This window comes from Parvibaculum indicum, from assembly GCF_011762095.1.
GTDB lineage: Bacteria > Pseudomonadota > Alphaproteobacteria > Parvibaculales > Parvibaculaceae > Parvibaculum > Parvibaculum indicum.
Map to the genome: position 1 here is coordinate 130,360 of NZ_JAASQO010000012.1, position 21,797 is coordinate 152,156.

Consider the following 21,797-nt stretch of genomic DNA (forward strand, 5'->3'; position numbering starts at 1 on the left):
TCGTCACTTACTGGCTGGTGGTGCCGGTTACCTGCTCCACCATCAGCTGGTTGACGCTCACGCCCAGCTTCTGTTGCAGGCCCGCGACCATGCTTCCGATCATGTCGGAGGCGATCGAGTCCTTGATGTCCGCCTTGAGCTTTTTGTACTCGTCGGAATCGGCGGCAAGCTCCGGCTTGTGAATATCCTTCACCTGCATCACCAGCATGCTGTCGCCGACCATCACGGGACCGTAGGTAAAGCCGCCCTTGGGCGTGGCGAACAGGCGCGTCACCGCGACACGCGAGAAGGTATCGCTGCGGGCATAGCGCTGAATGCCTTGCTGCACCAGCACGCTGCGGTCGAACTCCGCGGCGATCTTGTCGAAACTTTCGCCCTTGTTGCCGCGCTCGGCCAGCGTCCGGGCGAGGTCCTGGAGTTTCGTCTTGCGCTGCTGCTCCTTCCAGTCCGACACGACCTTGCCGCGCACATCCTTCAGCGGCGGAATTTCCGCGTCCGTCTGCTGGTCCACATGCACCCAGTAATAGCCGCTCTTGCCGTTGTCGCGGGGCGGAATCTGCTCGTCGGGACCGTAGTCGTAGACCGTCTCCAGAAGACCGGGCAGCTCGGGCAGCTCCGCGTCCTTGCCGTCCCGCGTCTTGCCGTCCTGAGTGACGCCCTCGATGCTCTGGACCGACAGCCCGTTCTTCTCCGCGACGTCGCGGAACGACATGCCGCCGGCGCGGTCGTCCTCTATCGAGTTCTGGATATTGTAGATTTCCTCGCGGGCATGCTGCATCGCCAGGTTCTTGCGCAGCTCGTCTTTCACCTCGTCGAACGTCTTGGTCACGGCCGGCTCGACCTTTGTGACCTTCAGCACCACGGTTCCAAGCGGCCCTTCCACGGGATCGCTGACCTGACCGGGTTCGAGAGAGAACGCCGCCTCGCCGATATCGGAAGACAGCATCTGTGTCTTGCTGACGAGCCCCAGCTCTACATCTTCCATCGCAAGGCCGCGCGCCTTCACGACATCTTCCACCGGCGTGCCGCTGCGCAGCTTGGCGACGGCGGCCGCCGCGTCTTCCTTGGTATCGAAGGTGATCTGGATGACGTCGCGCTTTTCCGGCGTGTCGAAGCTCGCCTTCTGCTGCTCGAAGGCCGTCTTCAGTTCGTCTTCCGATACCGAAATCGTTTCCGCCACCTCGTCGGGCGTGAGCTGCATCACGCTGAAGCTCCGTGTTTCCGGCTTCTGGAAGCGGCCCGAAATCTTCTGGTAATAGGCCTCCAGCGCTTTGTCGTCGGGCTCGGCAACCTCGCCGGCAAGCGAGGGCGGCAGCACCAGATAGGTCGCATCGCGCGTCTCCTTCTGGAAGGTCGCAATCACGTCGACCAGCGCGTCGGGCGCATGAATGCCGCTGCCGATCACGCCGATCAGCTGGTCGCGGATCAGATATTCCCGGCGGTCCTTGATGAACGCTTCCTCGGAGGTGTTCGCGCGGGAGAGCGCCAGCTCGAACGTCCGCTTGTCGAACTTCCCGAACGTGTTCTGCAGGTTCGGGTCCGTCATGATGTTGTGGGCGACCTTCTCGTCGCTCACCGCCAGCCCCAGTTCCTCCGCGCCGCCATTGAGCGCGGCAAGGCCGATAAGGCGCCCCAGCGCGCTCTGGTTGACGCCAAGCTGCTGCGCCACCTGCGGCGTGATCGGCTGGCCGTAGCGCTGCGAGAGGCGGCGCGTCTCGTTGGAGATTTCGCGCTGATATTCCGCCGCGCCGATTTCCTGCGAGCCGACGGTCGCCACCGCCGAGGAACCGTAGCCCCGGAAGATGTCGGCGATGCCCCACACCGCGAAGCTCACGACCAGCAGACCCATCAGGCCCATTCCGATCCAGCCGGAGGCGGTTTTACGCAGTGTATCGAGCATGATCTTCTTTCCATTGGGCGCCGCCCGGAAATCGGGCCGGACCGGCGTCTTGGGATGGGGTGGGGGACGATACGGCACCGTCCCCCAAATCGGGCGGCATGATAGGTGCGGGGTCATGTGCCTGCAAGCCGCTCACCCGCGCTTCCCGTTTGATTTTCCTTACAAATCGGCAGGGTGGGGACATTTCATAGCGGTGCCTCGTATATCGGCGGTCCCCCCAGGCGCACATAGGCGTCCACACTGGCCCGGGCCAGCAGATTCGTAAGCCAGATCGCGGCCAGCACGACGACCAGCCAGCCGAGGAACCGCGTCGCCGCGACGGGCATCGGATCGGCGTCCTCATCGAAAGCGAGGGCGAAGAGCCCCGCGACGAACCCGACCTCCAGGGCCGGCATCAGGACGAAAAGCGTCTCCAGCGCGTCGTCGGGCGGCTGGTCGTGAAAGGCGAGCCCCAGATAGGTCGCGAGGGCGGCCAGCACGGTGGCGGTGCGCGTTCGGCGGGCGAACCCGTCGAGCATGAACGTGAACATAAATCTCCTCCATTCTCTCTCCGCATGGGCGAAGAAAGCGCCAAGTCGTTTTGAAGTATTCGAGGGTCGGTAACCCTTCGGAGACAGCTCTCCCGTTCTCTCAAGCGGCAGGCTTGAAAGCGAAAACCGTCAAAGAGCCGAAAGGGCTCGAATACTCGTTAAGGGACGCAAACAGACGGTCCGCGGCGGGCGCGGGCCGGGGTGGGTCAGATGGTGGAGCGGGAAGCGCGACACCATTCCGGATAGTATTGGAAAGACATATGTGACTCCGGGTTATGGATGACAGCGGGTAAACCGGAGCCCGGAAAATATAAAGGCCCCGATCCGTGGGATGGGGCCGCAAAACGTCGATATGGCAGGCTTATTTAAGCACGCGCAAGCGACTCGGCCCCGAAGGCGAGTAGGTTCGACCGGAGGTCCAGAGGACCATTTCCATGAATTGCTTTTCCATCGCGCGCAACCTACGCCCGAGTCGTTTACTTGGAAAACAATTAGTCATGATTATGAGAATTTAGATTTTGGTGTGTTCTATTTGACGCATTTGCCGCATCCATGACGGAGAAGCGCGCAGTTGGCGGCCTCTGGCGCTTCTGCTAAACGGTCGGCTTTCTGCAAATGCGGCTTATCGGACAGGGACGGACAGTAGCAATGGCACGGCGCATCAAACCTCTCATCGCGGGCAACTGGAAAATGAACGGCCTTCGCGCCTCCAAGGGCGAGGTGACGAAGCTGGCGCGCAAGCTGGCCAGGGGCGGCAAGCCCGCCTGCGACGTACTCATCTGCCCGCCCGCGACCATCGTCGGTCTTCTGAAGGAAACGGCGAAGGGCAGCCCGGTCGCCATCGGCGGCCAGGATTGCCACGCCGCCGCCTCCGGCGCCCATACGGGCGACGTGTCGGCTGAAATGCTGAAGGATCTCGGTGCGCGCTATGTGATCGTGGGCCATTCCGAACGCCGGGCCGATCATGGCGAAACGGACAAGCTCGTTCGCGCCAAGGCCGAGACCGCCCACCGGGCCGGGCTGACCGCCATTGTCTGCGTCGGCGAGACGGAGGCCGAGCGGGACGAGGGCGCCGCGCTCAAGGTGATCCGCCGCCAGCTCAAGGGTTCGCTGCCCGACGGCATCGCGGCGCGTACCACCGTGGTCGCTTACGAGCCGGTCTGGGCCATCGGCACGGGCCGCACCCCGACGACGGAGGATGTGGCGAAGGTCCACAAGGAAATCCGCAAGCAACTCGTGAAGCGCTTCGGCGACGAGGGCGAGAAAGTCCGCATCCTCTATGGCGGCTCGGTCAAGCCGTCCAACGCCGCCGAACTCCTCGCCGTGGAGAATGTGAACGGGGCGCTGGTGGGCGGCGCGAGCCTGAAAGCCGACGACTTCTACGGCATCGTCGCCGCGAGCGCCTGACATAAACATACGCCGACACTGAAAAGGCGGGGGCGGACCGTTCCGCTCCCGCCTTGATTTTGCCGGGCGGCCCCGATTATTGGCCGCCGGAGTCCTGCATTTTCATCATGTAATTCGTGATCCTCTGGCGCAGGTCCTTGTTGCTCTGCGCGGCGCTCGCGATCTCGTTATATTCCTCGAGCGTCATGCCCTGCGACGTGATCGCGCTTTTGAGGTCGGCATAGGCTTCCTTCTGGATGGTCTCCTGCTCGTCCTTGCTGGAAGCGCCCTGGAATTTCTCCTTGGCCGCCTTGTTGATCTGCTGCACCTGAAGCGCTGTCTTGGCGAATGCCTTCAGCTTGGCCGGGGCGTAGTGCGGGGCCTCCTGCTGCGAGGAGGTGGACTGGGCCATGGCCGGCGTCGCCATGCCGGCAACGCTGGACAATCCGAGCACAGCGGCGGTCAGAAGGGCTGCGGGGGCCTTACCGTAGGATCGGCGCATGAAGAAGCTCCTTTTGTCGTTCGTTTTGGCCGGCCCTGACGGCCGGGACCTGTCCATCGGACACGTCCGGCGCCGATTGGTTCCACGCCACGAAGAAAATTTTTGAAAGCGCCGGCGGAACTTTTTCTCGCCACAAGTGTCTGTTGGGTGTGGTGGCCGACCGCAACAGGAGAAGGCCGCCGACAAATGAACGATCTGGCGCGCTGTGTGGAAGCCGAAATTCCGCATCTAAGGCGCTTTGCGTGTTCCCTGTGCGGATCGCAGCATGAGGGCGACGATCTCGTGCAGGACACGTTGGAGCGTGCCTGGCGCAAACGCCGCTCCTGGCGCGGCGAGGGCAGCGTGCGGAGCTGGCTCTTCAAGATCCTCTACCGCGTTTTTCTGAATTCGCGGCGGGGAGCGGGCGTGCCGCATGAGGAAATGCAGGAAGACGTCATGGCGGCATCGGGCGTTGAAAGTTTCCTGCCTCAGGAAGCGAGGCTCATGGCCGATGATATGCTCCGGGCGCTTGCGGCCTTGCCCGAGCCCCAGCGCGCGCCCGTTCTGCTCATGGCGCTTGAGAGCGTGAGTTATGACGAGGCCGCGGACATTCTCGGCATTCCGGTCGGTACGCTCAGGTCGAGATTGTCCCGTGGCCGGGAAACGCTCCGCCAGTCCATGCGCGGAGGAAGCGAGATCGCCGCGCGAAGGAGCACCCGGCGGCTCAGGAGAGTGAAATGAAGGGCAGGAACGACAATCGCCCGAGTGGCTCACACGCCGAAGCGGATATCGCTCTCTCGCTTCACGACTATGCGGATCGGCAGTTGGCCGACGACCCCTCGCTGCGGGACGCCGTGAAGCGGCATCTGGAGCGGACCCCGGAAGCCGCCCGAAAGGTTCGCGAGATTCGCCAGATCAACGCGGCAATCCGCACGGCTTTTCCCTATGCGGCGGCGGGCGGCTCCCGGTTTTCCGGTGCATTCGGGCCCAGCCCCCGGCGCCTTGCGAGGGGGCCTCTGGCCGCCGGTATCGCCGCCGCCGCGGCGGCGCTCGTTCTCGGCTTTTTTCTCGGGCGGCAATCGGAGGAAACGCGAACCGTGGAAAGGGCCAATAGCCAGCCGGTGCCGGTGGTTCGCCTCGACCGGGAAGCGGAGCCCCCGGCAACGGCCATATCGCCGCTTGCAATGCCCCCCGCGGCGCCCCGCGCGACGCCTGTGTCCGAAGCCATGGCGCCATCGGGCGAAACCGCCGCCGAAAAGCCCGTTTTCCCGTCTGTTCCGGCAAGCCTGGTCGCTCCGGAGGGGCGCCGGGGGTCCTGAGAAGGCGGGCCGGACTTCGTTTTCGGCATCCTCGCCTTCTCGCACACGCAACAGGGCTGGAAAGCGCGCCTGTCTTGCGTTAAAACCCGCCGCCAAGAGCCGGATCGCGCCGCAAGGCCCGAATCCGGGCGACTTGTGTTTTCTGGAATGTGAGACCACGCAGCATTTGCCTGGCAGGAAGGCCCCGGATACTTCATGGCTACCATCCTTCTGATTATCCATCTCATGATCGCCGTGGCGCTGGTCGCCGTGGTTCTGCTTCAGCGGTCCGAAGGCGGCGCGCTGGGGATTGGCGGCGATGGCGGCGGTTTCATGAGCGGGCGCGGCGCGGGCAGCGCGCTGACGCGGGCGACGGCCTTTCTGGCCGGGCTCTTCTTCCTGACCAGCCTCGGCCTCGGCATTCTCGCCACTTACAGCGGTTCCGGCGGTTCCATTCTGGACAATATCGCACCGCCCCCGGAAACGGCGCCCGGCCAGACCAATGATGTGAACGTCCCGGCGCCGGTCGGCAGCGGCCTGACACCGGCGCCCGAAAGCACGGGCGACGCCGTGACGCCGCCGGCCGCCTCCGACGAAGTGGCGCCGCCACAGGCCGGGAGCGGCGAGGGCGCGGCTCAGGGCGCGAACGGCACCGCCGGCGAGGCCGGTACGCCCACGGCGCCTGCCAATGAAGAGCCCAGCGTTCCGCAGGCGCAGTAAGGGCCCGGCCCGGTGAGGATGTCCGGATTCCGGACAGTTTCCCTCATTCTTTGAAAAAAACCGGTGCGCCATCGAATTGGCGCGCACCGAATCGTTTTGGTTGATGTAATCTGAGAGCCCATGACGCGGTATATCTTCATCACCGGCGGCGTGGTTTCCTCACTCGGTAAGGGTCTCGCATCCGCAGCACTCGGCGCGCTTCTTCAGGCGCGTGGTTTCTCCGTGCGTTTGCGCAAGCTGGACCCCTATCTGAATGTGGACCCCGGCACCATGTCCCCGATCCAGCACGGCGAAGTCTTCGTCACGGATGACGGGGCGGAGACCGATCTCGATCTCGGTCATTACGAGCGCTTCACCGGCGTCCCGGCGGCCCGCTCCGACAACATCACCACCGGCCGGATTTATCAGGAGATCATCGCCCGCGAGCGACGCGGCGATTATCTGGGCGGTACGGTCCAGGTGATCCCGCATGTCACCGACGCCATCAAGGAATTCGTCCTGTCGGATGCGGGCGGCGTGGATTTCGTGCTCTGCGAGATCGGCGGCACGGTGGGTGACATCGAAGGCCTGCCGTTCTTCGAGGCGATCCGCCAGCTCGGCAACGAACTGCCGCGCGGACAGACATGCTTCATCCACCTGACGCTCTTGCCCTTCATCCCCAGCGCGGGCGAGATGAAGACCAAGCCGACGCAGCATTCCGTGAAGGAGCTGCGGTCCATCGGCATCCAGCCCGACATCCTGATGTGCCGCGCCGACCGCGCCATCCCCAAGGACGAGCGCCGCAAGATCGCGCTCTTCTGTAACGTGCGCGAAACCGGCGTCATTCAGGCGCTGGATGTGGACACGATCTATGACGTCCCGCACGCCTATCATCTGGAAGGGCTCGACGCGGAGGTGCTGAGCGTCTTCGGCATTGAGGACAGCCCCGAGCCCAGGCTCGCCCAGTGGCACAACATCACCTCCGCCATCCGCGAGCCGGAAGGCGATGTGACGATCGCCATTGTCGGCAAATATACCGGCCTCAAGGACGCCTATAAGTCGCTGACCGAGGCGCTGGTGCATGGCGGTATCGCCAACCGCGTGCGCGTCAACTTCGAATGGCTGGAATCGGAAATCTTCGAGACCGGCGATACCGCCTATTATCTCGAAGAAGTGAACGGCATTCTGGTGCCTGGCGGCTTCGGCGAGCGCGGCGCCCACGGCAAGATCGCGGCGGCCAATTTCGCCCGCACCCGCAACGTGCCTTATTTCGGCATCTGCTTCGGCATGCAGATGGCCGTGATCGAGGCGGCCCGCAATATGGCCGGGATCGAGAACGCCGGCTCCACCGAATTCGGCCCGACCGACGAGCCCGTGGTCGGCCTGATGACGGAATGGATGAAGGAAAACGAACTCGTCCAGCGCAAGGCCAATGGCGATCTCGGTGGCACCATGCGCCTCGGCGCCTATGACGCCGCCCTGAAAGCAGGCAGCAAGGTCGCGGAGATCTATGGCTCAACCGCCATCTCCGAGCGCCACAGGCACCGCTACGAAGTCAATATGGGCTATCGGGAAAAGCTGGAGGCGGCCGGGCTCCTCTTCTCCGGCACCTCGCCGGACGGGCTCCTGCCCGAGGTCGTCGAGCTGCCGTCCCATCCCTGGTATATTGGCGTCCAGTATCATCCGGAGTTGAAGTCGAAGCCCTTCGACCCACATCCTTTGTTCAGCTCCTTCATCGCCGCGGCGGTGGAGCAGAGCCGACTGGTTTAACAGTTAGGCCATAAGCGCATGCCTGCGAACAGCACGGTCAGGATCGGCGACCTTGAAATCGCCAACGACAAGCCCTTCACGCTGATCGCGGGGCCTTGCCAGCTGGAGACGCGCCAGCATGCTTTCGATATGGCGGGCGCGATCAAGGAAATCACGGCGAAGCTCGGCATCGGCTTCATCTACAAGACCTCCTTCGACAAGGCGAACCGCACCAGCCGCAATGCAAAGCGCGGTCTGGGGCTCGAGCTTTCGCTGCCGATCTTCGAGGATTTGAAGAAGGAGTTCGGCGTGCCCGTCCTGACCGACGTGCATGAGCGCGAACAATGCGCGGAAGTGGCCTCCGTCGTGGATGTCCTCCAGATCCCGGCCTTCCTCTGCCGCCAGACCGACCTGCTGGAAGCCGCCGCCGCGACCGGCAAGGTCGTGAACGTCAAGAAGGGCCAGTTCCTTGCGCCCTGGGACATGAAGAACGTCGTCAACAAGGTCGTCGATGCGGGCAATCCCAATGTGATGGCGACCGAGCGCGGCGTGAGCTTCGGCTACAATACGCTGGTGTCGGACATGCGCGCGCTGCCGATCATGAAGGAGCAGTGCGGCTGCCCGGTCGTTTTCGACGCGACCCATTCCGTACAGCAGCCGGGCGGGCAGGGCGGCTCGTCGGGCGGCGATAGGGCGATGGTGCCGGTGCTGGCGTCCGCCGCCGTCGCCATCGGCGTCGGCGCGGTCTTCATGGAAACCCATCAGGATCCGGACAACGCGCCCTCCGACGGCCCCAACATGGTCCGCCTCGACGGCCTCGAAGCGCTGCTGACGCGCCTCAAGGCCTTCGACGACCTCGCCAAGGCGGCGTAATCGCATCGAAGGAAATCCGCAAACTCTTCACCTCCCCTAAGGGGGAGGTCGAAAAATCCTGTCGGGATTTTTCGGGTGGGGGGAGGACCGCGCAGCAATCGCATACGCTGGTGTTCGTCGCTTCACCCCCTCCCTGACCCTCCCCCTCGAAAGGGGGAGGGAAGAACGAACGAATGCGCTTCTGACACGGCGCGCCCGGGTCGCCGGATTGAGACTTACTTCTCGCCCCTGATCGCCGCCGAGACTTCCGCCCGCAATTCCTCCGAGCCGAATTGCGCCGCCTGCACATCGGCATTGCCCAGCGCATATTCCGGCGGCACGATTTCCGGCCCTTCGCCGGGCGGCAGCGGCGGCGTGTAATAGCCCAGCGCATAGCTCCCCATCGAATAGCCGATCAGCGCCTGCAGCTCCGGCGAGAGCGTCTTCGCGATGTCCGGCGGGCAGGCCAGATACTGGTTCTCTTCCTGGCGCAGCCAGCCCAGCGTATAGGTGATGTTGATGCCGATACGGTCGCCATTGGAGTTGTTGGCGCCGCCGCCATGAAAAACCCCACCCGAATAGATCAGCACCGACCCGGCGGACATTTCCGCATAGCCGATCTCGTCGTCGGACGGTTCGTAATTGTCCGGCCAGTCCAGGCTGCCGGGGCAGACCTGCGTCGCGCCGTTTTCCTTCGTGAAATCGGTGATCGCCCAGATCGTGTTGAACTGCGGCTCCACATTCGTGATGTAGGTGCCCCAGGCCCAGCGGTCGCGATGGATCTGCTGTTTGGGCTGGCCCGGCCTGATGCGGATGATTTGCGTCAGGTGAAGCTGGATGCGTTCGCAGAAGGGCTTGAGGAAGGCCTGCGCCGCTTCAGTGATCGTCTTGTTGGCGACCATCTCGCGGGCGGCTTCGGAGCGCGCGACAAGCGCCCCGGTGCGTGTCGTCTTGCGGCCGGTGAAATCGTCCTCTCCGGGCGGCGTCGCCTCGATATAGGGCAGGGTCTCCTTCAGCACCTGCGCAACCTGGTCGGGCGTCAGTACGTCCTTCAATATCAGAGCGCCGTCGCGCTTGAGGACGGTCAGAATCTCGTCTGTGCTGGCATTGGCGGGCAGCGTATCGAGTTTCGGCATGGGTTTCCTCCCTGATCGTGCGGCCGTCTCATGGCATCGGCAAAAGCGGACGAAGCATGGTGTCGAGTTGTTTCCGAAGGCGCTCGGCGGTCCATGTGTCGGGCTGCATGGCGGCGTGAACGCCGAGCCCGTCCACCACGGCGATCACCGCCTCCGCCGTTTCCGCGCGATCGACGTCGCGGCTCAACCGGCCCGCCGCCTGCTCCGTTTCCAGCAGGCGGGCCAGCCGCTGGCGGAATTCGTCATGATAATCGTTGTTGATGCGGGCAAGGGCCGGGTCCGCGACCGCCCGGCTCAGAAAGCATATCCAGACGCGCCAGTACATCACGCCTTCCTCGTCCAGCGGTAGCGCCTGGGCGGCCCGGTCGATGAGGCTTTCGTCCGACTCCGTCAGCAGATCGCGCAGGATATGCTGGGCGACATGGTCGAAGGCGGCCAGCAGCACAGCGTCCTTGCCCTCGAAATAATGCGTCAGCGCGCCCGTCGTCGCATTGGCGGCCCGGGCGACATCGATCAGCCGCGTATTGTCGATTCCTTGCCGGCCGATCACGGCAATGGCGGCTTCCGTGAAGTCGAGGCGGCGTAGCTCATGGTCGATCTTTTTTGGCATAATGGTTATTATAAAAAGATTGAGTGCCCGCGCAAGCCCTGATCGATCTCATGCGGGTGCGGGTGCGGGTGCGGGTGCGGGAGCCGGTCTCTCAGTCGGCGGCGCGCGCTGTCTTTTCTTCCGCTTCGGGTTGGATGGCTTTGGGGAGCGTGACCGTCGCCGTCGTCCCGACGCCGGGCCGGCTCTCGATCTCGAACTGCCCTTGCAGGACGCGCACGAGTTCGTCGGTCAGCGCAAGGCCAAGTCCCGTGCCCTCGAAGGCGCGGTCGAGCCCCGTATCCGCCTGCCAGAAGGGTTCCAGTGCATGTTTGAGCTGTTCCTCGTTCATGCCGATGCCGGTATCGCGCACGCTGATGCGGATACCGCCATCCTCCGACGGCGCGAGCGCCAGCGTGACGGTGCCGCCCGGCGGGGTGAACTTCACGGCATTGCCGAGCAGGTTGAAGAGTATCTGTTTTATCCGCCGTTCGTCGGACGCGATCTGGGCCACCGGCTCCGAGACGTCGAAGTTCAGCTCCACGCTGCCCTTGTCGGCCCGGCTGCGCAGGATCAGCAGGCAGTTTTTGCAGATCGTTTCGGGATCGACCGGCTGGGGCTCGATCTTGACATTCTCCAGCTCCACCCGCGACAGGTCCAGAATGTCGTTCACCATCGACAGCAAATGGGTCCCGGCGCCGTTGATGTCCTTGATATACTCCTTGTACCGATCGTTCCCGACCGGACCGAAAATTTCGTGCATCATGGTTTCGGAAAAGCCGATAATGGCGTTGAGGGGCGTGCGCAGCTCATGGCTCATATTGGCCAGAAACTCGGTCTTGGAGCGGTTGGCCTTTTGCGCGCTCGCATAGAGCTTTTCCTTGGCGAATGCTTCGGCCAGCCGCTGCTCTCGCAGATTGGCCTCATGCCGCATGAAGAGCAGGCGCCGATGTACGCTGACGCGCAGCCATTGCGCCAGCACGCCGAGCACCATCGCAATGACGTTCATGATGAAAAAATGCTCGAACTCCAGTTCGACATCCGGAAACGTCCCGGCGACGGCCGCCCATGTGACGAAGATCACGAAATAGGCTACCGCGAGAAACCTCCAGGAGAGGAAGAAGAGGCCGACCACGATGAAGCCGAGCGCGAAATTCGTGGACTGATCGAGATCCTCGGTCAGCCACATATGGACTCCGGCATTAAGCACCCCCATGAGCACGAGGCCCCCCCCGACCGGATAGGCGAATTTGAGAGGAATATTGTCCGTCCAGACCATGATGGAGGTGACCGCTGCCAAGATCGCCGTCGCACCGGCAAGCGGCACCATGACCTGCGCAACATCGGGAGGCAGGGAAAAAGGGTGCAGGGCGGTGAAGACGACATAGAGCACTGCGAAACACAAACCCACCGGGGCGACATTCTCCAGGAAGATCGCGTCGAGTTCGCGATCCACGTCGAACGAGTCTGTCCCCGCGTCCGGATAGGCGCGGGAGGAGAGTTGCCGATCTGGCTGAAATTGCCGCACAGTTTTTCCAGTTACCGTATGCGTTGCTCAAGCTATAACCAGCCTCGATTTTACGGAGTAAGGCGTAAATTAATATTTACTGAAATTTTCGGTTTCCACCTGAGGCATACAGGAAATACCGGCGGAAACCCGCCATATATTCCGGAAAATATTGCCGGGTTGACGGCGAAAGAGCGATCGGTGTCTTTTTGACACGAAAACGTCACCCCCGGCGGACTAGGCTCGTTTCATGATGGATAATTCAGCGTATCCGCCGCCGCCCGGTCTGGAGGAGCAGTTCAGTTTCGCCACGCCGGGAGACAGCGCCCTGAGGCGCCGGACCATCCGGATCGTCGAACGTCTGGTCGGGCAGCGCGCGCTTATGCGGCTCTATCTGCAAAACCGGGCCGCTCCCTTGCCGGGCGAACCGTTTTTCGAGGCGGGCCTGCGCCTGCTGCGTCTGAGACTGGCTTACGACGAAGCGAAGCTCGCCGCGATCCCGAAAGACGGACCGCTCGTCTTCGTTTCAAATCACCCCTATGGCGTGCTGGACGGGATCGGGGCCTGTGTGCTCGCCGGCCGCGCCCGCGGCGATTTTCGTATTCTGATCAATTCGCTCCTGACCGGGCCGGACGAAATGCGCCTGAACTCGCTGCCGATCGATTTCCGGCTGACGCGCGAGGCGATGGCCACCAATTTGCGGACCAGGGCCGAGGCCCGGCGTTACCTCGGGGAGGGCGGCACGCTTGTCGTCTTTCCGGGCGGAACGGTCTCCACCCGGCCCGGGGCCTTTTCCCGCCGGCCCGCCTTCGATCCGGCCTGGAAGCCCTTCGTCTCGCAACTCATTCAGAAATCGCAGGCAAGCGTGGTGCCGCTTTATTTCGACGGCGAAAACGGCTGGGCCTTTCACGCGGCAAGTCATGTCAGTTCCACCTTGCGCATCGCGCTCCTCTTCCGTGAAGTGCGCAAGCAGATGGGCGGAGAGTTGAGCGTGCGGATCGGCGATGTCATTCCCTTCGAGGAGATCGCCCATCTCCGCGACCGTTACGCTCTGGCGCAACATCTGCGCGGCATCGCCTATGGCATGGGTGGACGCGGCGTTCCCGCCCATTACGGGCCGCGCCTTGCCCGGCGGCTGCAGCTCGACCCGCCCGGAGAGACCGGCGGAGCGGAAAAGGGAAACCGCCCCGACCGCTTCCGGGTCGCCTATTAAGGATTTTCCGTCATTGCGAGGAGCGAAGCGACGAAGCAATCCAGCGGGCGTCCGTTACAACTGGATGTCCGGGCACGACCCGATAGTCCGCCGCCGCCTCAGCCCCGGCCGCGATAGGGTTGCACGCCCTGATCGGGCACCCACACGCCCTCGGGCAGCTTGCCCGTCTGCCAGAAGACGTCGATGGGAATGCCGCCGCGCGGATACCAGTAGCCGCCGATCCGGAGCCATTTCGGCTCGAGCAGCGTGGCGAGCCGCTTGCCGATGGCGACCGTGCAGTCTTCGTGGAAGGCGCCGTGATTGCGGAAGGACTGGAGATAGAGCTTCAGCGATTTGGACTCGACCAGCCATTTGCCCGGCGCATAGTCGATCACCAGATGCGCGAAATCCGGCTGCCCGGTGACCGGGCAGATCGATGTGAACTCCGGCGCCGTGAAGCGCGCAATATAATCCGTATCCGGATGAGGGTTTGGAACGCGCTCCAGCTCCGCCTCATCGGGCGAGGCGGGAACGGCCACACTCTGGCCAAGCTGCGAAACCTCCGGCTTGCTGCTCTTCTTCGTCATGCCTTGTCCTCGGCCTTGTTGTCTTCCGGCCCGTCATAGACGCAACCTTCATTGCAGGAGGCCCGGTGAATTTCGATGCGGGCGACCTCCGGAAGCGGGCCTTTGAGCTTATTCCAGATCCAGGCTGAAATCTTTTCCAGCGTCGGAAATTCAAGGCCCTCGATCTCGTTCAGCAGGTGATGGTCCAGCTCGCCGCGCACCTTCATCAACTCGCGTTCTACATCCTCGAAATGGCGAACGAGCCCCGTCGCCGGATCGGGTTTGCCCTCCAGCCAGACGACGACGCGGAACGAATGTCCGTGCATTCTGCGGTTCGGATGACCTTCCTCCGCATAAGGAAGGTAATGCGCCGCGTCGAACATGAATTCCTTATAGATACGCATTACGGAATACCGATCATCTTGTGTGTTTGCAGGCTCAGCTTCCACTTCGGATGCTTGAGGCAATACGCTGTGGCGGCCTGGGTGTTCGCTTCGCGGTCGGGGCCGTCCATCGGCTGCAGATAAAAATGCCGAAAGGCGAGCGTTTCGAAGCGTTCCGGCATGGCGGCGGCCTGCGGAAAGACCAGCTTCAATTCGGCGCCCGTGAGCTGCGCCAGCGGGGCGTCCGCCTTGGGGCTCACGCAAATCCAGTCGATCCCTTCAGGGGCCTTCAGCGTACCATTGGTCTCGATGGCGATCTCGAAACCGCGCGCATGAAGCGCAGCAATGGCCTCGCTGTCAAGTTGAAGCAGCGGCTCGCCGCCAGTGCAGACGACATAGCGTGTGTCGTCGGTGTCGCCTTCCCACGCCGCGGCGACGGCATCGGCAAGCTCATCGGCTGTTTTGAATTTACCGCCGCCGGGGCCGTCCGTGCCGACGAAATCCGTGTCGCAGAAGGTGCATTGCGCGCTTTCGCGGTCCTGCTCGCGCCCGGACCAGAGATTGCAGCCCGCAAAACGGCAGAAAACGGCGGGCCTGCCGGCCTGCGCGCCTTCACCCTGAAGCGTGTAGAAAAGTTCCTTCACCGAATACATGGACCCCGCCTTTACCGCCCTGCGGCCTGCGCGGCGCGCCATTTCTCATAGCCCGACGCGCGAAGCTCGCAGGCAGGGCAGGTGCCGCATCCATAGCCCCAGTCATGCCGCTGGCGACGGTTGCCCCGGTAGCATGTATGGGTGTCCTCGATAATGAGCTCCACCAGTGCCTTGCCGCCCAGCTCTTCCGCCAGAGCCCATGTGGCCGCCTTGTCGATCCACATCAGGGGCGTTTCGATGGTGTAGGGCTTTGCCATGCCGAGAGACAGCGACTGCTGGAGTGAGCGCATGGTCTCGTCCCGGCAATCCGGATAGCCGGAATAATCGGTCTCGCACATCCCGCCCACCAGCGTGAAGGCGCCCCGGCGATAGCCCAGCGCGGCGGCATAGGTGAGGAAGAGCAGGTTACGGCCCGGCACGAAAGTGGTCGGCAGGCCGTCCTCTCCCATCTCGATTTCGGCTTCGCGTGTCAGCGCCGTGTCGCTGATGGCGCCCAGCGTGGTGAGGTCGAGCATGTGATCCGGCCCGAGCCGGGCAGCCCAATCGGGAAACAGCTCGCAGAGCCGCTCACGCACCCGCTCACGGCATTCCAGCTCCACCTTGTGGCTCTGGCCGTAATCGAAGCCGATGGTCTCCACCTTCTCATAGCGCGCCAGCGCCCAGGCCAGGCAGACGGTCGAATCCTGTCCGCCGGAAAAGAGAACGAGAGCCTTGTCCGGTTTTTGCGGGGTCTGAGCCATTTTCTTTCGATGCGTGAGGGCCGTACAGGCCGGGATCGAGGTGTTGAACAGCAGCCTCGCCCCAGCGTCAAGCGCGTGCCGGAAAAGAAAAACCCCGGAGGCGGAAGCCCCCGGGGTTGGTCGTGGCCCGATCCGGGGATCAGAACGCGTAGGAGATGCTCGCCTGCACGTAATCGCGGTCGGTCATCGTCACCGTCCAGTCGTTCGAGAACGTGTTCACATAGGCGAGGTTCGCGCGCCATGAGCTCTGGTAGTCGATGCCGACACCGATACCGACCTGTTTCAGGCCCTGCTGGTAGTTGGCCGTGTTCGGGCCGGGCGACCAGCCGGTGAGGTCCTGGCGCCATGCCAGATAGGGCGACACGGTGAAGGGCGTATTGAAGGCGTTGTTGTAGTCCACGCCCAGACGCATCACATAGCCCGTCGACCACTCCGTCGCATATTGCGGGTTGGTGGCAAAGGGCGAGCCTTGAAGGATGGCAGCACCGGTAACATTCGGATAGCCACCTTCCGCGCCGCCACGGTTCAGCGGATATTTGTCTGCGTTCGGCACATAGACGAAGCCCATGTTGAACAGGAAGTAGCCGCTGTCGGCGCCCAGCGTCGACGGGATCAGATCCGTCGAGGAGAAGGCGTCGATCGTGTTGAACTGTCCCTGATAGGCATCGAGGTCGATATGCGAGAGCGTCGACTGACCTGCACCGGGATTGAACGGAAGCAGGCTGATCGGACCGTTCGGCAAGCCATTGGCGTCGGCGAGCGGATCGGTCGCACCCAGACCGTCGATCTGGGAAGCGTTCATTGCACTGTCGTTGATACCGAAGGGCATCTTCGGCGAGAAGGTCAGCTCGCCGGCCACGGCAGTGGTGCCGATCGTGGTGTTGAAGCTCGCGCCGATCGTCTCGATGGTCGGGAAGTCGTAGAAGTAGGTTGCCTGGTTGGCACCGATGGCAAAGGCGAGAGGGGCAATGCTGGCGGCGACAGCAGGCACAGAGCAAGCGCCCGGCGTACCGGCGAGCGTGTCGCAGGTCGTCTGGAAGTCCGTCGGGCCATTGGTGAAGCCAAGATAGGGAAGACGGCTGGAAAAGCGGATGTAGTAGAGACCGAAATCCGTTCCCATGCCGACATCGGCTGCGTAATAGTGCAGCGCGGCGCCGAACTGGTTGGTGGAGTCCTGACCGCGATCCGCCGTGCGATCCAGACAGATCGGGTTGCTGTTCGGGTTGAGGTAGTCCGCCGGATTATACGAGCCGTCCGGTGCGCAGTTCTGCGGATCGTCGAAATTGGCGTTCAGGACCGAGGGCAGAGAGCCCGGTCCCGTAATGTCGTCCGTGGAGAAGAACGAACCGGCCGGATCGAGGCGCGTGATCGAATAGGCGAACTGCCAGAAAGCCTCAAGGCTGATATCCGGCGTCAGCGCGGTCTGGAAGACCAGCATCGGCATGGCCGTGTAGCCTTCGCGCAGTTCCGAACCGGGCGCGCGGATCGCCGTCACGTCGGCGGCCTGGAAGCTGTTGACGCCGCCCTGAATGAACAGGCTTTCGCCCCAGTTCAGCACCTGCTTGCCGAAGCGGATGGTGGTCTGGTGGCCGGCGATGTCGAAGGAGCCATAGACATAGGCATCGAGAATCTTCGCTTCGCCGTTCGCCACACCCTGCGCCGTTGGCGTCAGGTCGTAGAAGTCCATGTTGTTGGCGGCATAGACCTGGTCGTAGAAGGCGGTCGGACGGACGAAGAAGCCGTAATTCTTCCACTTGCCGGAAATGTCCATCGTGGCGCGAACCGTGGCGCTGGTGATGTCGCCCGGGCCGAAGTTCAGATTGCCATTGTCGGAGTTCATGCCGGTACCGGCGCCGTCGCCCTGCACACAGCCGCCGTTCTTGGAGTTCACATGGCGGCAGTCGCGCGCGCTTGCACGCATGGTCACACCGGCTTTCAGCGTGGTTGCGGTCGAAATGCTGAGGTCGCCGAACTTGAATTCCTCGGCATGTGCGGCCCCGGAAAACGTAGCGGCAAGAAGCGCTGAGGCGGCGAATATTGCGGAAAGCAACGTACTCCGCCGATCTTCGCGGGTGACAGACCCGCTAAGTACCCGTAATTTCATATTGTTACCCCCCTAGCTGCTAGGAGTTCCCTGTTAGCGTTCCCTATCGGCGGTTGGGTAAAGTATGCAGCCGGCCCCGCCGGAGCCGGCTACGAGGTGGTGAGGGATGCTGACCTTGACGATCGAGGAGGAGGAGGAGGAGGAGTGATACGTCGTGTGGTCAATCTGTTATATATCTATTCATTCTAGGTCTAAAAAACCTATATATGAACCCGATATAGACAAATAACTCACGAGGCAAGTGCCGGGAGGGCACACCAAAGACAAAACCGGTTTTTGAAATGAAATCTGCTGACGGGGAGGGAAGCGGGTTGAACACCAAGGAATTGCTGCTCAGCGTATTGATGGGCGGTCCAGCCACTGGCTATGACATCAAGAAAATCATGGAGCAGGACATCTCTGAACTGCTCGATGTAAGTCTTTCAAACCTTTATCCGGCGCTGAATGAGCTGGCGACTGAAGGGCTGGTCACCTTCGAGAAAGTCGAACAGGACAATCGGCCGAACAAGAAGATCTACGAGTTGACCGAAGCGGGGAGGCGCGCCTGTCTGGATGCGCTGATGACCTGCACGGCCAAGCACAAGCTCCGCTCTGAATTCCTGTTCATCCTGTCCTTCGCGCCGTTTCTGCCGCGCGAAAGGCTCGAGGAACTGCTGGACCGGCAGACCGAGGAATCGGAGCGGATACTCGGGGATCTCGACCGCCGGGAGGCCGAGCAGGATCGCAATGCCGGGCAGGTCTTCGCGGCCGGTCTGGGACGCGCGATCGTCGAGGCTCAGCTGGCCTATATCCGCCAGAACCGCGAATGGCTGCTCGATAGTGCCTATGGTCCCGCCAGGATGGCGGCGGCCAACTGATATTCGTGCCTCGCGGGATGGTATGAGGCTCCAATTGGGGGATTAAGGGGCTTTCGCCGGCCCCGCCTGTCCGCTATGAAAACGCCCAATCCTGTGCCGGTCGAAAGGCTGGCACCGGGACGGGCGTTTTCAGGCGCATTCAGGTCCCGATCCAGAAAAAACAACCCAGTGGAGCGAATCTCAATGGCAGCCATCATCGATATCATTGGCCGGGAAATCCTGGACAGCCGCGGCAATCCGACGGTCGAAGTCGATGTCTTGCTGGATGACGGCGCGCTGGGCCGCGCCGCCGTGCCGTCGGGCGCGTCCACGGGCGCCCATGAGGCCGTGGAGCTGCGTGACGGCGGCGAACGCTACAAGGGCAAGGGCGTCCAGCAGGCGGTGGACGCGGTAAACGGCGAAATCTTCGATGCCATCGGCGGCATGGATGCCGGCGAGCAGATCCAGATCGACCGGATCATGTGCGAACTCGACGGCACGGAGAACAAGTCCCGTCTCGGCGCCAATGCGATCCTCGGCGTGTCGCTCGCCATGGCCAAGGCCGAAGCCGCGTCGCTCGGCCAGCATCTTTTCCGCTATCTGGGCGGCCCGTCGGCGCGCATCCTGCCGGTGCCGATGATGAACATCGTGAATGGCGGCGAACATGCCGACAATCCGATCGACATCCAGGAATTCATGATCATGCCGGTCGCCGCCGCTTCCATCGCGGATGCGGTGCGGATGGGCTCCGAAGTCTTCCACACGCTGAAGAACGAACTGAAATCCGCCGGCCACAACACCAATGTCGGCGACGAGGGCGGTTTCGCGCCGAACCTGTCTTCGACCGACGAGGCCATCGGCTTCATCATGAAGGCCATCGAGAAGGCCGGCTACAAGCCGGGCGAGGACATCTACCTCGCGCTCGACGCCGCCTCGACCGAGTTCTACGAGAACGGCACCTACAACCTGAAGGGCGAGGGCAAGAAGCTCGATGCCGCCGGCATGGTCGACTATTACGTCGATCTGGTGAGCCGCTATCCGATCATCTCCATCGAAGACGGCATGGCCGAGGACGACTGGGACGGCTGGAAGGCGCTGACGGCGGCCATCGGCGAGCGTGTGCAGCTCGTGGGCGACGATCTTTTCGTCACCAACAAGACCCGCCTGAAGGACGGCATCAACCGCGGCGTTGCGAATTCCATTCTCGTGAAGGTGAACCAGATCGGCTCGCTTACCGAAACGCTGGAATCGGTGGAGATGGCGCATAAGGCGCACTACACCGCCGTCATGTCTCACCGCTCCGGCGAAACAGAGGACGCCACCATCGCCGATCTCGCGGTCGCGACCAATTGCGGTCAGATCAAGACCGGCTCGCTCGCGCGCTCCGACCGTCTGGCCAAATACAACCAGCTCATCCGTATCGAAGAGGCGCTCGGGCCGGCCGCGGAATATGCCGGAACCTCGGTTCTGAAGGGCTGAAAAGGCCCGTCGGGAATCGCCCGGGAATCATTTCGGCTCCGGCGAGTCAATAGTCCTTGACCGAAAGAATCGCGATGTGATTCCTTACCGGTCATGGAAACGCTCGACCTGATTCGCCCCACCCGGAACCTTCGCCTGCGCGACGCGCTTGTGCCGCTCGTCGCAGCGATCGCGGTCGCCTATTTCGCCTATCACGCGATGCATGGACGCTACGGCTTCATCAACTGGCTGACTCTTCAGGATCGGGTGGCGACGCTTCAGGAAGAGCTGAAGGAGGTGCGCGGCGAACGCGACCGGCTGGACAGGCGCGTGGCGCTGCTGCGGCCGGAAAGCCTCGATCCCGATCTGCTCGACGAGCGGGCCCGGGCGGCGCTCGGCTATGCCGATCCGAACGAAATCGTCATTCTCGATCGTTCCGCCCGGAATCGCTAATCGATTGCCTTGAAGCACGATTAACCGAAATTCGGTTAATAAATAAAAGTCTATTTGAAAACAAACCTTTACGAACGGCGGATATGCTGTCTCCAATAGCATGTGCAACATGGTGCTGCACAAAAGCTGAAATTGGAGGCCGCCCCCCATGGCTACTCGCTCCCGCTCGAGCGCAACCTCCCGGAAAAAGCCGTCCGGTAAATCCTCAACCGCCAAATCCTCGACGGCGAAGCGTTCGACCGCCGGTAAGACGCCCGCGCGCCGCAAATCCGCGTCGGGGGGCAAGTCCGCATCGAAGTCGTCGCCTGCCGGCTTCGACAAGGACGAGGATCTGAAGGCCTATCGCGACATGCTGCTGATCCGCCGCTTCGAAGAGAAGGCGGGCCAGATGTACGGCATGGGGCTCATCGGCGGCTTCTGCCATCTCTATATCGGCCAGGAAGCGGTCGTCATCGGCATGCAGGGCGCCATCGAGGACGGCGACCAGGTCGTGACCGGCTATCGCGATCACGGACACATGCTGGCCACCGGCATGGACCCCAAGGGCGTGATGGCGGAGCTGACCGGCCGGGAAGGGGGCTATTCCAAGGGCAAGGGCGGCTCGATGCATATGTTCAGTGTCGAGAAGAACTTCTATGGCGGCCACGGCATCGTCGGCGCGCCGGTGCCCATCGGAACGGGGCTTGCCTTCTCCAACCAGTACAATCGCACCGACCGCGTCTGCCTGACCTATTTCGGCGACGGCGCGGCCAATCAGGGCCAGGTCTATGAGAGCTTCAACATGGCCGAGCTCTGGCAGTTGCCCGTCGTCTATGTGATCGAGAACAACCAGTACGCCATGGGCACCAGCGTGGCGCGCGCCTCCGCCCAGACCGATCTGTCCAAACGCGGCACGAGCTTCAACATCCCCGGCGAACAGGTCGACGGCATGGATGTGCGCGCCGTGCGCGAGGCCGGCCGCAAGGCGGTCGAATGGTGCCGCGCGGGCAAGGGGCCCTATCTGCTGGAAATGATGACCTATCGCTATCGCGGCCATTCCATGTCGGACCCGGCCAAGTATCGCGCGAAGGAAGAAGTGAACAAGATGCGCTCCGAACACGATCCCATCGAACAGGTCCGCAAGCGCCTGATCGAACAGCACAAGCTGAGCGAGGACGAGCTGAAAAGCATCGACAAGGACATCAAGAAAACGGTCAACGAAGCGGCCGAGTTCGCCCAGTCGTCACCCGAGCCCGACCCGTCCGAACTCTGGACGGATGTCGTGGAACTGAGCGAGGGGGCGTAAGCG

The 21,797-nt window shown here is 62.7% G+C and carries 22 protein-coding genes; 11 read left to right on the plus strand and 11 right to left on the minus strand.

Going from position 1 to position 21,797, the window contains the following annotated elements; all coding sequences use genetic code 11:
• Nucleotides 1-7: 7 nt before the first annotated feature.
• Both FHS78_RS15070 and FHS78_RS15075 read right to left on the minus strand, forming a co-directional pair.
• Entirely contained in the window at nucleotides 8-1,900 is a 1,893-nt protein-coding gene (locus FHS78_RS15070) for a peptidylprolyl isomerase (protein ID WP_167095202.1), read from the minus strand.
• Between the two features lie 185 nt (nucleotides 1,901-2,085).
• Nucleotides 2,086-2,430: a hypothetical protein gene (locus tag FHS78_RS15075; RefSeq protein ID WP_167095203.1), complete on the minus strand. Its 345-nt coding sequence runs from the start codon at nucleotides 2,428-2,430 to the stop codon at nucleotides 2,086-2,088.
• Nucleotides 2,431-3,078: 648 nt separating this feature from the next.
• Here FHS78_RS15075 and tpiA point away from each other — a divergent pair.
• Nucleotides 3,079-3,837, plus strand: a complete 759-nt coding sequence (gene tpiA, locus FHS78_RS15080; RefSeq protein WP_167095204.1) for a triose-phosphate isomerase — start codon at nucleotides 3,079-3,081, stop codon at nucleotides 3,835-3,837.
• A 76-nt stretch (nucleotides 3,838-3,913) separates the two neighbouring features.
• Here tpiA and FHS78_RS15085 read toward each other — a convergent pair whose 3' ends face one another.
• Entirely contained in the window at nucleotides 3,914-4,318 is a 405-nt protein-coding gene (locus FHS78_RS15085; protein WP_167095205.1) for a DUF4168 domain-containing protein, read from the minus strand.
• Between the two features lie 186 nt (nucleotides 4,319-4,504).
• Between FHS78_RS15085 and FHS78_RS15090 the strand changes: the two genes are divergently transcribed.
• The 5 genes from FHS78_RS15090 to kdsA all read left to right on the plus strand — a co-directional run bounded on the left by FHS78_RS15090 (nucleotide 4,505) and on the right by kdsA (nucleotide 8,916).
• A complete protein-coding gene (locus FHS78_RS15090; RefSeq protein WP_167095206.1) occupies nucleotides 4,505-5,038 on the plus strand; it encodes an RNA polymerase sigma factor in 534 nt (177 codons plus the stop codon).
• Nucleotides 5,035-5,616, plus strand: coding sequence for an anti-sigma factor family protein (locus FHS78_RS15095; protein ID WP_167095207.1), 582 nt, complete (start codon nucleotides 5,035-5,037; stop codon nucleotides 5,614-5,616). Before FHS78_RS15090 ends, FHS78_RS15095 begins: the two co-directional genes overlap by 4 nt.
• A gap of 195 nt (nucleotides 5,617-5,811) precedes the next feature.
• On the plus strand, nucleotides 5,812-6,315 hold the full coding sequence (secG, locus tag FHS78_RS15100) for a preprotein translocase subunit SecG (protein ID WP_167095208.1): 504 nt from the start codon (nucleotides 5,812-5,814) through the stop codon (nucleotides 6,313-6,315).
• A gap of 120 nt (nucleotides 6,316-6,435) precedes the next feature.
• Complete coding sequence (gene pyrG, locus FHS78_RS15105) at nucleotides 6,436-8,064, plus strand: CTP synthase (RefSeq protein WP_167095209.1); 1,629 nt, start codon at nucleotides 6,436-6,438, stop codon at nucleotides 8,062-8,064.
• Between the two features lie 18 nt (nucleotides 8,065-8,082).
• Nucleotides 8,083-8,916, plus strand: a complete 834-nt coding sequence (gene kdsA / locus FHS78_RS15110; protein ID WP_167095210.1) for a 3-deoxy-8-phosphooctulonate synthase — start codon at nucleotides 8,083-8,085, stop codon at nucleotides 8,914-8,916.
• A gap of 215 nt (nucleotides 8,917-9,131) precedes the next feature.
• Here the strand turns inward: kdsA and FHS78_RS15115 are convergent, their stop codons facing one another.
• The 3 genes from FHS78_RS15115 to FHS78_RS19690 all read right to left on the minus strand — a co-directional run bounded on the left by FHS78_RS15115 (nucleotide 9,132) and on the right by FHS78_RS19690 (nucleotide 12,073).
• Nucleotides 9,132-10,031 carry a phytanoyl-CoA dioxygenase family protein gene (locus tag FHS78_RS15115; protein WP_167095211.1) on the minus strand — a complete coding sequence of 300 codons (900 nt, stop codon included), beginning with the start codon at nucleotides 10,029-10,031 and terminating at the stop codon, nucleotides 9,132-9,134.
• A 28-nt stretch (nucleotides 10,032-10,059) separates the two neighbouring features.
• A complete protein-coding gene (locus FHS78_RS15120; protein ID WP_167095212.1) occupies nucleotides 10,060-10,641 on the minus strand; it encodes a TetR/AcrR family transcriptional regulator in 582 nt (193 codons plus the stop codon).
• A gap of 91 nt (nucleotides 10,642-10,732) precedes the next feature.
• Nucleotides 10,733-12,073 (minus strand): ATP-binding protein, encoded by a 1,341-nt coding sequence (locus tag FHS78_RS19690; RefSeq protein ID WP_167095213.1) that lies wholly within the window; start codon nucleotides 12,071-12,073, stop codon nucleotides 10,733-10,735.
• Between the two features lie 301 nt (nucleotides 12,074-12,374).
• Here FHS78_RS19690 and FHS78_RS15130 point away from each other — a divergent pair, with 301 nt between their 5' ends.
• On the plus strand, nucleotides 12,375-13,337 hold the full coding sequence (locus FHS78_RS15130; protein WP_167095214.1) for a lysophospholipid acyltransferase family protein: 963 nt from the start codon (nucleotides 12,375-12,377) through the stop codon (nucleotides 13,335-13,337).
• Nucleotides 13,338-13,435: 98 nt separating this feature from the next.
• On the opposite strand, the gene queF is transcribed toward FHS78_RS15130, so the two are convergent.
• The 5 genes from queF to FHS78_RS15155 all read right to left on the minus strand — a co-directional run bounded on the left by queF (nucleotide 13,436) and on the right by FHS78_RS15155 (nucleotide 17,708).
• The gene (gene queF, locus FHS78_RS15135; RefSeq protein ID WP_167095215.1) at nucleotides 13,436-13,903 is read right to left on the minus strand and encodes a preQ(1) synthase; all 468 of its coding nucleotides are present in this window, start codon (nucleotides 13,901-13,903) and stop codon (nucleotides 13,436-13,438) included.
• Nucleotides 13,900-14,286 (minus strand): 6-pyruvoyl trahydropterin synthase family protein, encoded by a 387-nt coding sequence (locus FHS78_RS15140; RefSeq protein WP_167095216.1) that lies wholly within the window; start codon nucleotides 14,284-14,286, stop codon nucleotides 13,900-13,902. Before FHS78_RS15140 ends, queF begins: the two co-directional genes overlap by 4 nt.
• Complete coding sequence (gene queE, locus FHS78_RS15145) at nucleotides 14,286-14,960, minus strand: 7-carboxy-7-deazaguanine synthase (protein WP_246220529.1); 675 nt, start codon at nucleotides 14,958-14,960, stop codon at nucleotides 14,286-14,288. The genes FHS78_RS15140 and queE overlap by 1 nt, the downstream gene beginning before the upstream one ends.
• On the minus strand, nucleotides 14,930-15,658 hold the full coding sequence (queC, locus tag FHS78_RS15150; protein ID WP_167095217.1) for a 7-cyano-7-deazaguanine synthase QueC: 729 nt from the start codon (nucleotides 15,656-15,658) through the stop codon (nucleotides 14,930-14,932). The genes queE and queC overlap by 31 nt, the downstream gene beginning before the upstream one ends.
• A 139-nt stretch (nucleotides 15,659-15,797) precedes the next feature.
• Complete coding sequence (locus tag FHS78_RS15155) at nucleotides 15,798-17,708, minus strand: DUF1302 domain-containing protein (protein WP_167095218.1); 1,911 nt, start codon at nucleotides 17,706-17,708, stop codon at nucleotides 15,798-15,800.
• 365 nt (nucleotides 17,709-18,073) lie between these two features.
• On the opposite strand from FHS78_RS15155, the gene FHS78_RS15160 reads away from it, so the two are divergent.
• The 4 genes from FHS78_RS15160 (at nucleotide 18,074) to pdhA (ending at nucleotide 21,794) form a co-directional block, all read left to right on the plus strand.
• Nucleotides 18,074-18,619, plus strand: coding sequence for a PadR family transcriptional regulator (locus FHS78_RS15160; protein WP_167095219.1), 546 nt, complete (start codon nucleotides 18,074-18,076; stop codon nucleotides 18,617-18,619).
• Between the two features lie 183 nt (nucleotides 18,620-18,802).
• Nucleotides 18,803-20,077, plus strand: coding sequence for a phosphopyruvate hydratase (gene eno, locus FHS78_RS15165; protein WP_167095220.1), 1,275 nt, complete (start codon nucleotides 18,803-18,805; stop codon nucleotides 20,075-20,077).
• A 93-nt stretch (nucleotides 20,078-20,170) separates the two neighbouring features.
• Nucleotides 20,171-20,509 carry an FtsB family cell division protein gene (locus FHS78_RS15170; RefSeq protein ID WP_167095221.1) on the plus strand — a complete coding sequence of 113 codons (339 nt, stop codon included), beginning with the start codon at nucleotides 20,171-20,173 and terminating at the stop codon, nucleotides 20,507-20,509.
• A gap of 148 nt (nucleotides 20,510-20,657) precedes the next feature.
• Nucleotides 20,658-21,794, plus strand: coding sequence for a pyruvate dehydrogenase (acetyl-transferring) E1 component subunit alpha (pdhA, locus tag FHS78_RS15175; protein WP_167095222.1), 1,137 nt, complete (start codon nucleotides 20,658-20,660; stop codon nucleotides 21,792-21,794).
• The last annotated feature ends 3 nt before the right edge of the window (nucleotides 21,795-21,797 follow it).

Bases quoted from the DNA above. Each gene is read 5' to 3' on its own strand.
- FHS78_RS15140 (WP_167095216.1), bottom strand. From the start codon at position 14,286: ATGCGTATCTATAAGGAATTCATGTTCGACGCGGCGCATTACCTTCCT.
- FHS78_RS15115 (WP_167095211.1), bottom strand. From the start codon at position 10,031: ATGCCGAAACTCGATACGCTGCCCGCCAATGCCAGCACAGACGAGATT.
- pdhA (WP_167095222.1), top strand. From the start codon at position 20,658: ATGGCTACTCGCTCCCGCTCGAGCGCAACCTCCCGGAAAAAGCCGTCC.
- secG (WP_167095208.1), top strand. From the start codon at position 5,812: ATGGCTACCATCCTTCTGATTATCCATCTCATGATCGCCGTGGCGCTG.
- FHS78_RS15085 (WP_167095205.1), bottom strand. From the start codon at position 4,318: ATGCGCCGATCCTACGGTAAGGCCCCCGCAGCCCTTCTGACCGCCGCT.
- FHS78_RS15090 (WP_167095206.1), top strand. From the start codon at position 4,505: ATGAACGATCTGGCGCGCTGTGTGGAAGCCGAAATTCCGCATCTAAGG.
- FHS78_RS15170 (WP_167095221.1), top strand. From the start codon at position 20,171: ATGGAAACGCTCGACCTGATTCGCCCCACCCGGAACCTTCGCCTGCGC.
- FHS78_RS15075 (WP_167095203.1), bottom strand. From the start codon at position 2,430: ATGTTCACGTTCATGCTCGACGGGTTCGCCCGCCGAACGCGCACCGCC.
- FHS78_RS15095 (WP_167095207.1), top strand. From the start codon at position 5,035: ATGAAGGGCAGGAACGACAATCGCCCGAGTGGCTCACACGCCGAAGCG.
- queE (WP_246220529.1), bottom strand. From the start codon at position 14,960: ATGGCGCGCCGCGCAGGCCGCAGGGCGGTAAAGGCGGGGTCCATGTAT.
- queC (WP_167095217.1), bottom strand. From the start codon at position 15,658: ATGGCTCAGACCCCGCAAAAACCGGACAAGGCTCTCGTTCTCTTTTCC.
- eno (WP_167095220.1), top strand. From the start codon at position 18,803: ATGGCAGCCATCATCGATATCATTGGCCGGGAAATCCTGGACAGCCGC.
- queF (WP_167095215.1), bottom strand. From the start codon at position 13,903: ATGACGAAGAAGAGCAGCAAGCCGGAGGTTTCGCAGCTTGGCCAGAGT.
- kdsA (WP_167095210.1), top strand. From the start codon at position 8,083: ATGCCTGCGAACAGCACGGTCAGGATCGGCGACCTTGAAATCGCCAAC.
- FHS78_RS15070 (WP_167095202.1), bottom strand. From the start codon at position 1,900: ATGCTCGATACACTGCGTAAAACCGCCTCCGGCTGGATCGGAATGGGC.
- pyrG (WP_167095209.1), top strand. From the start codon at position 6,436: ATGACGCGGTATATCTTCATCACCGGCGGCGTGGTTTCCTCACTCGGT.
- FHS78_RS15130 (WP_167095214.1), top strand. From the start codon at position 12,375: ATGATGGATAATTCAGCGTATCCGCCGCCGCCCGGTCTGGAGGAGCAG.
- FHS78_RS15120 (WP_167095212.1), bottom strand. From the start codon at position 10,641: ATGCCAAAAAAGATCGACCATGAGCTACGCCGCCTCGACTTCACGGAA.
- tpiA (WP_167095204.1), top strand. From the start codon at position 3,079: ATGGCACGGCGCATCAAACCTCTCATCGCGGGCAACTGGAAAATGAAC.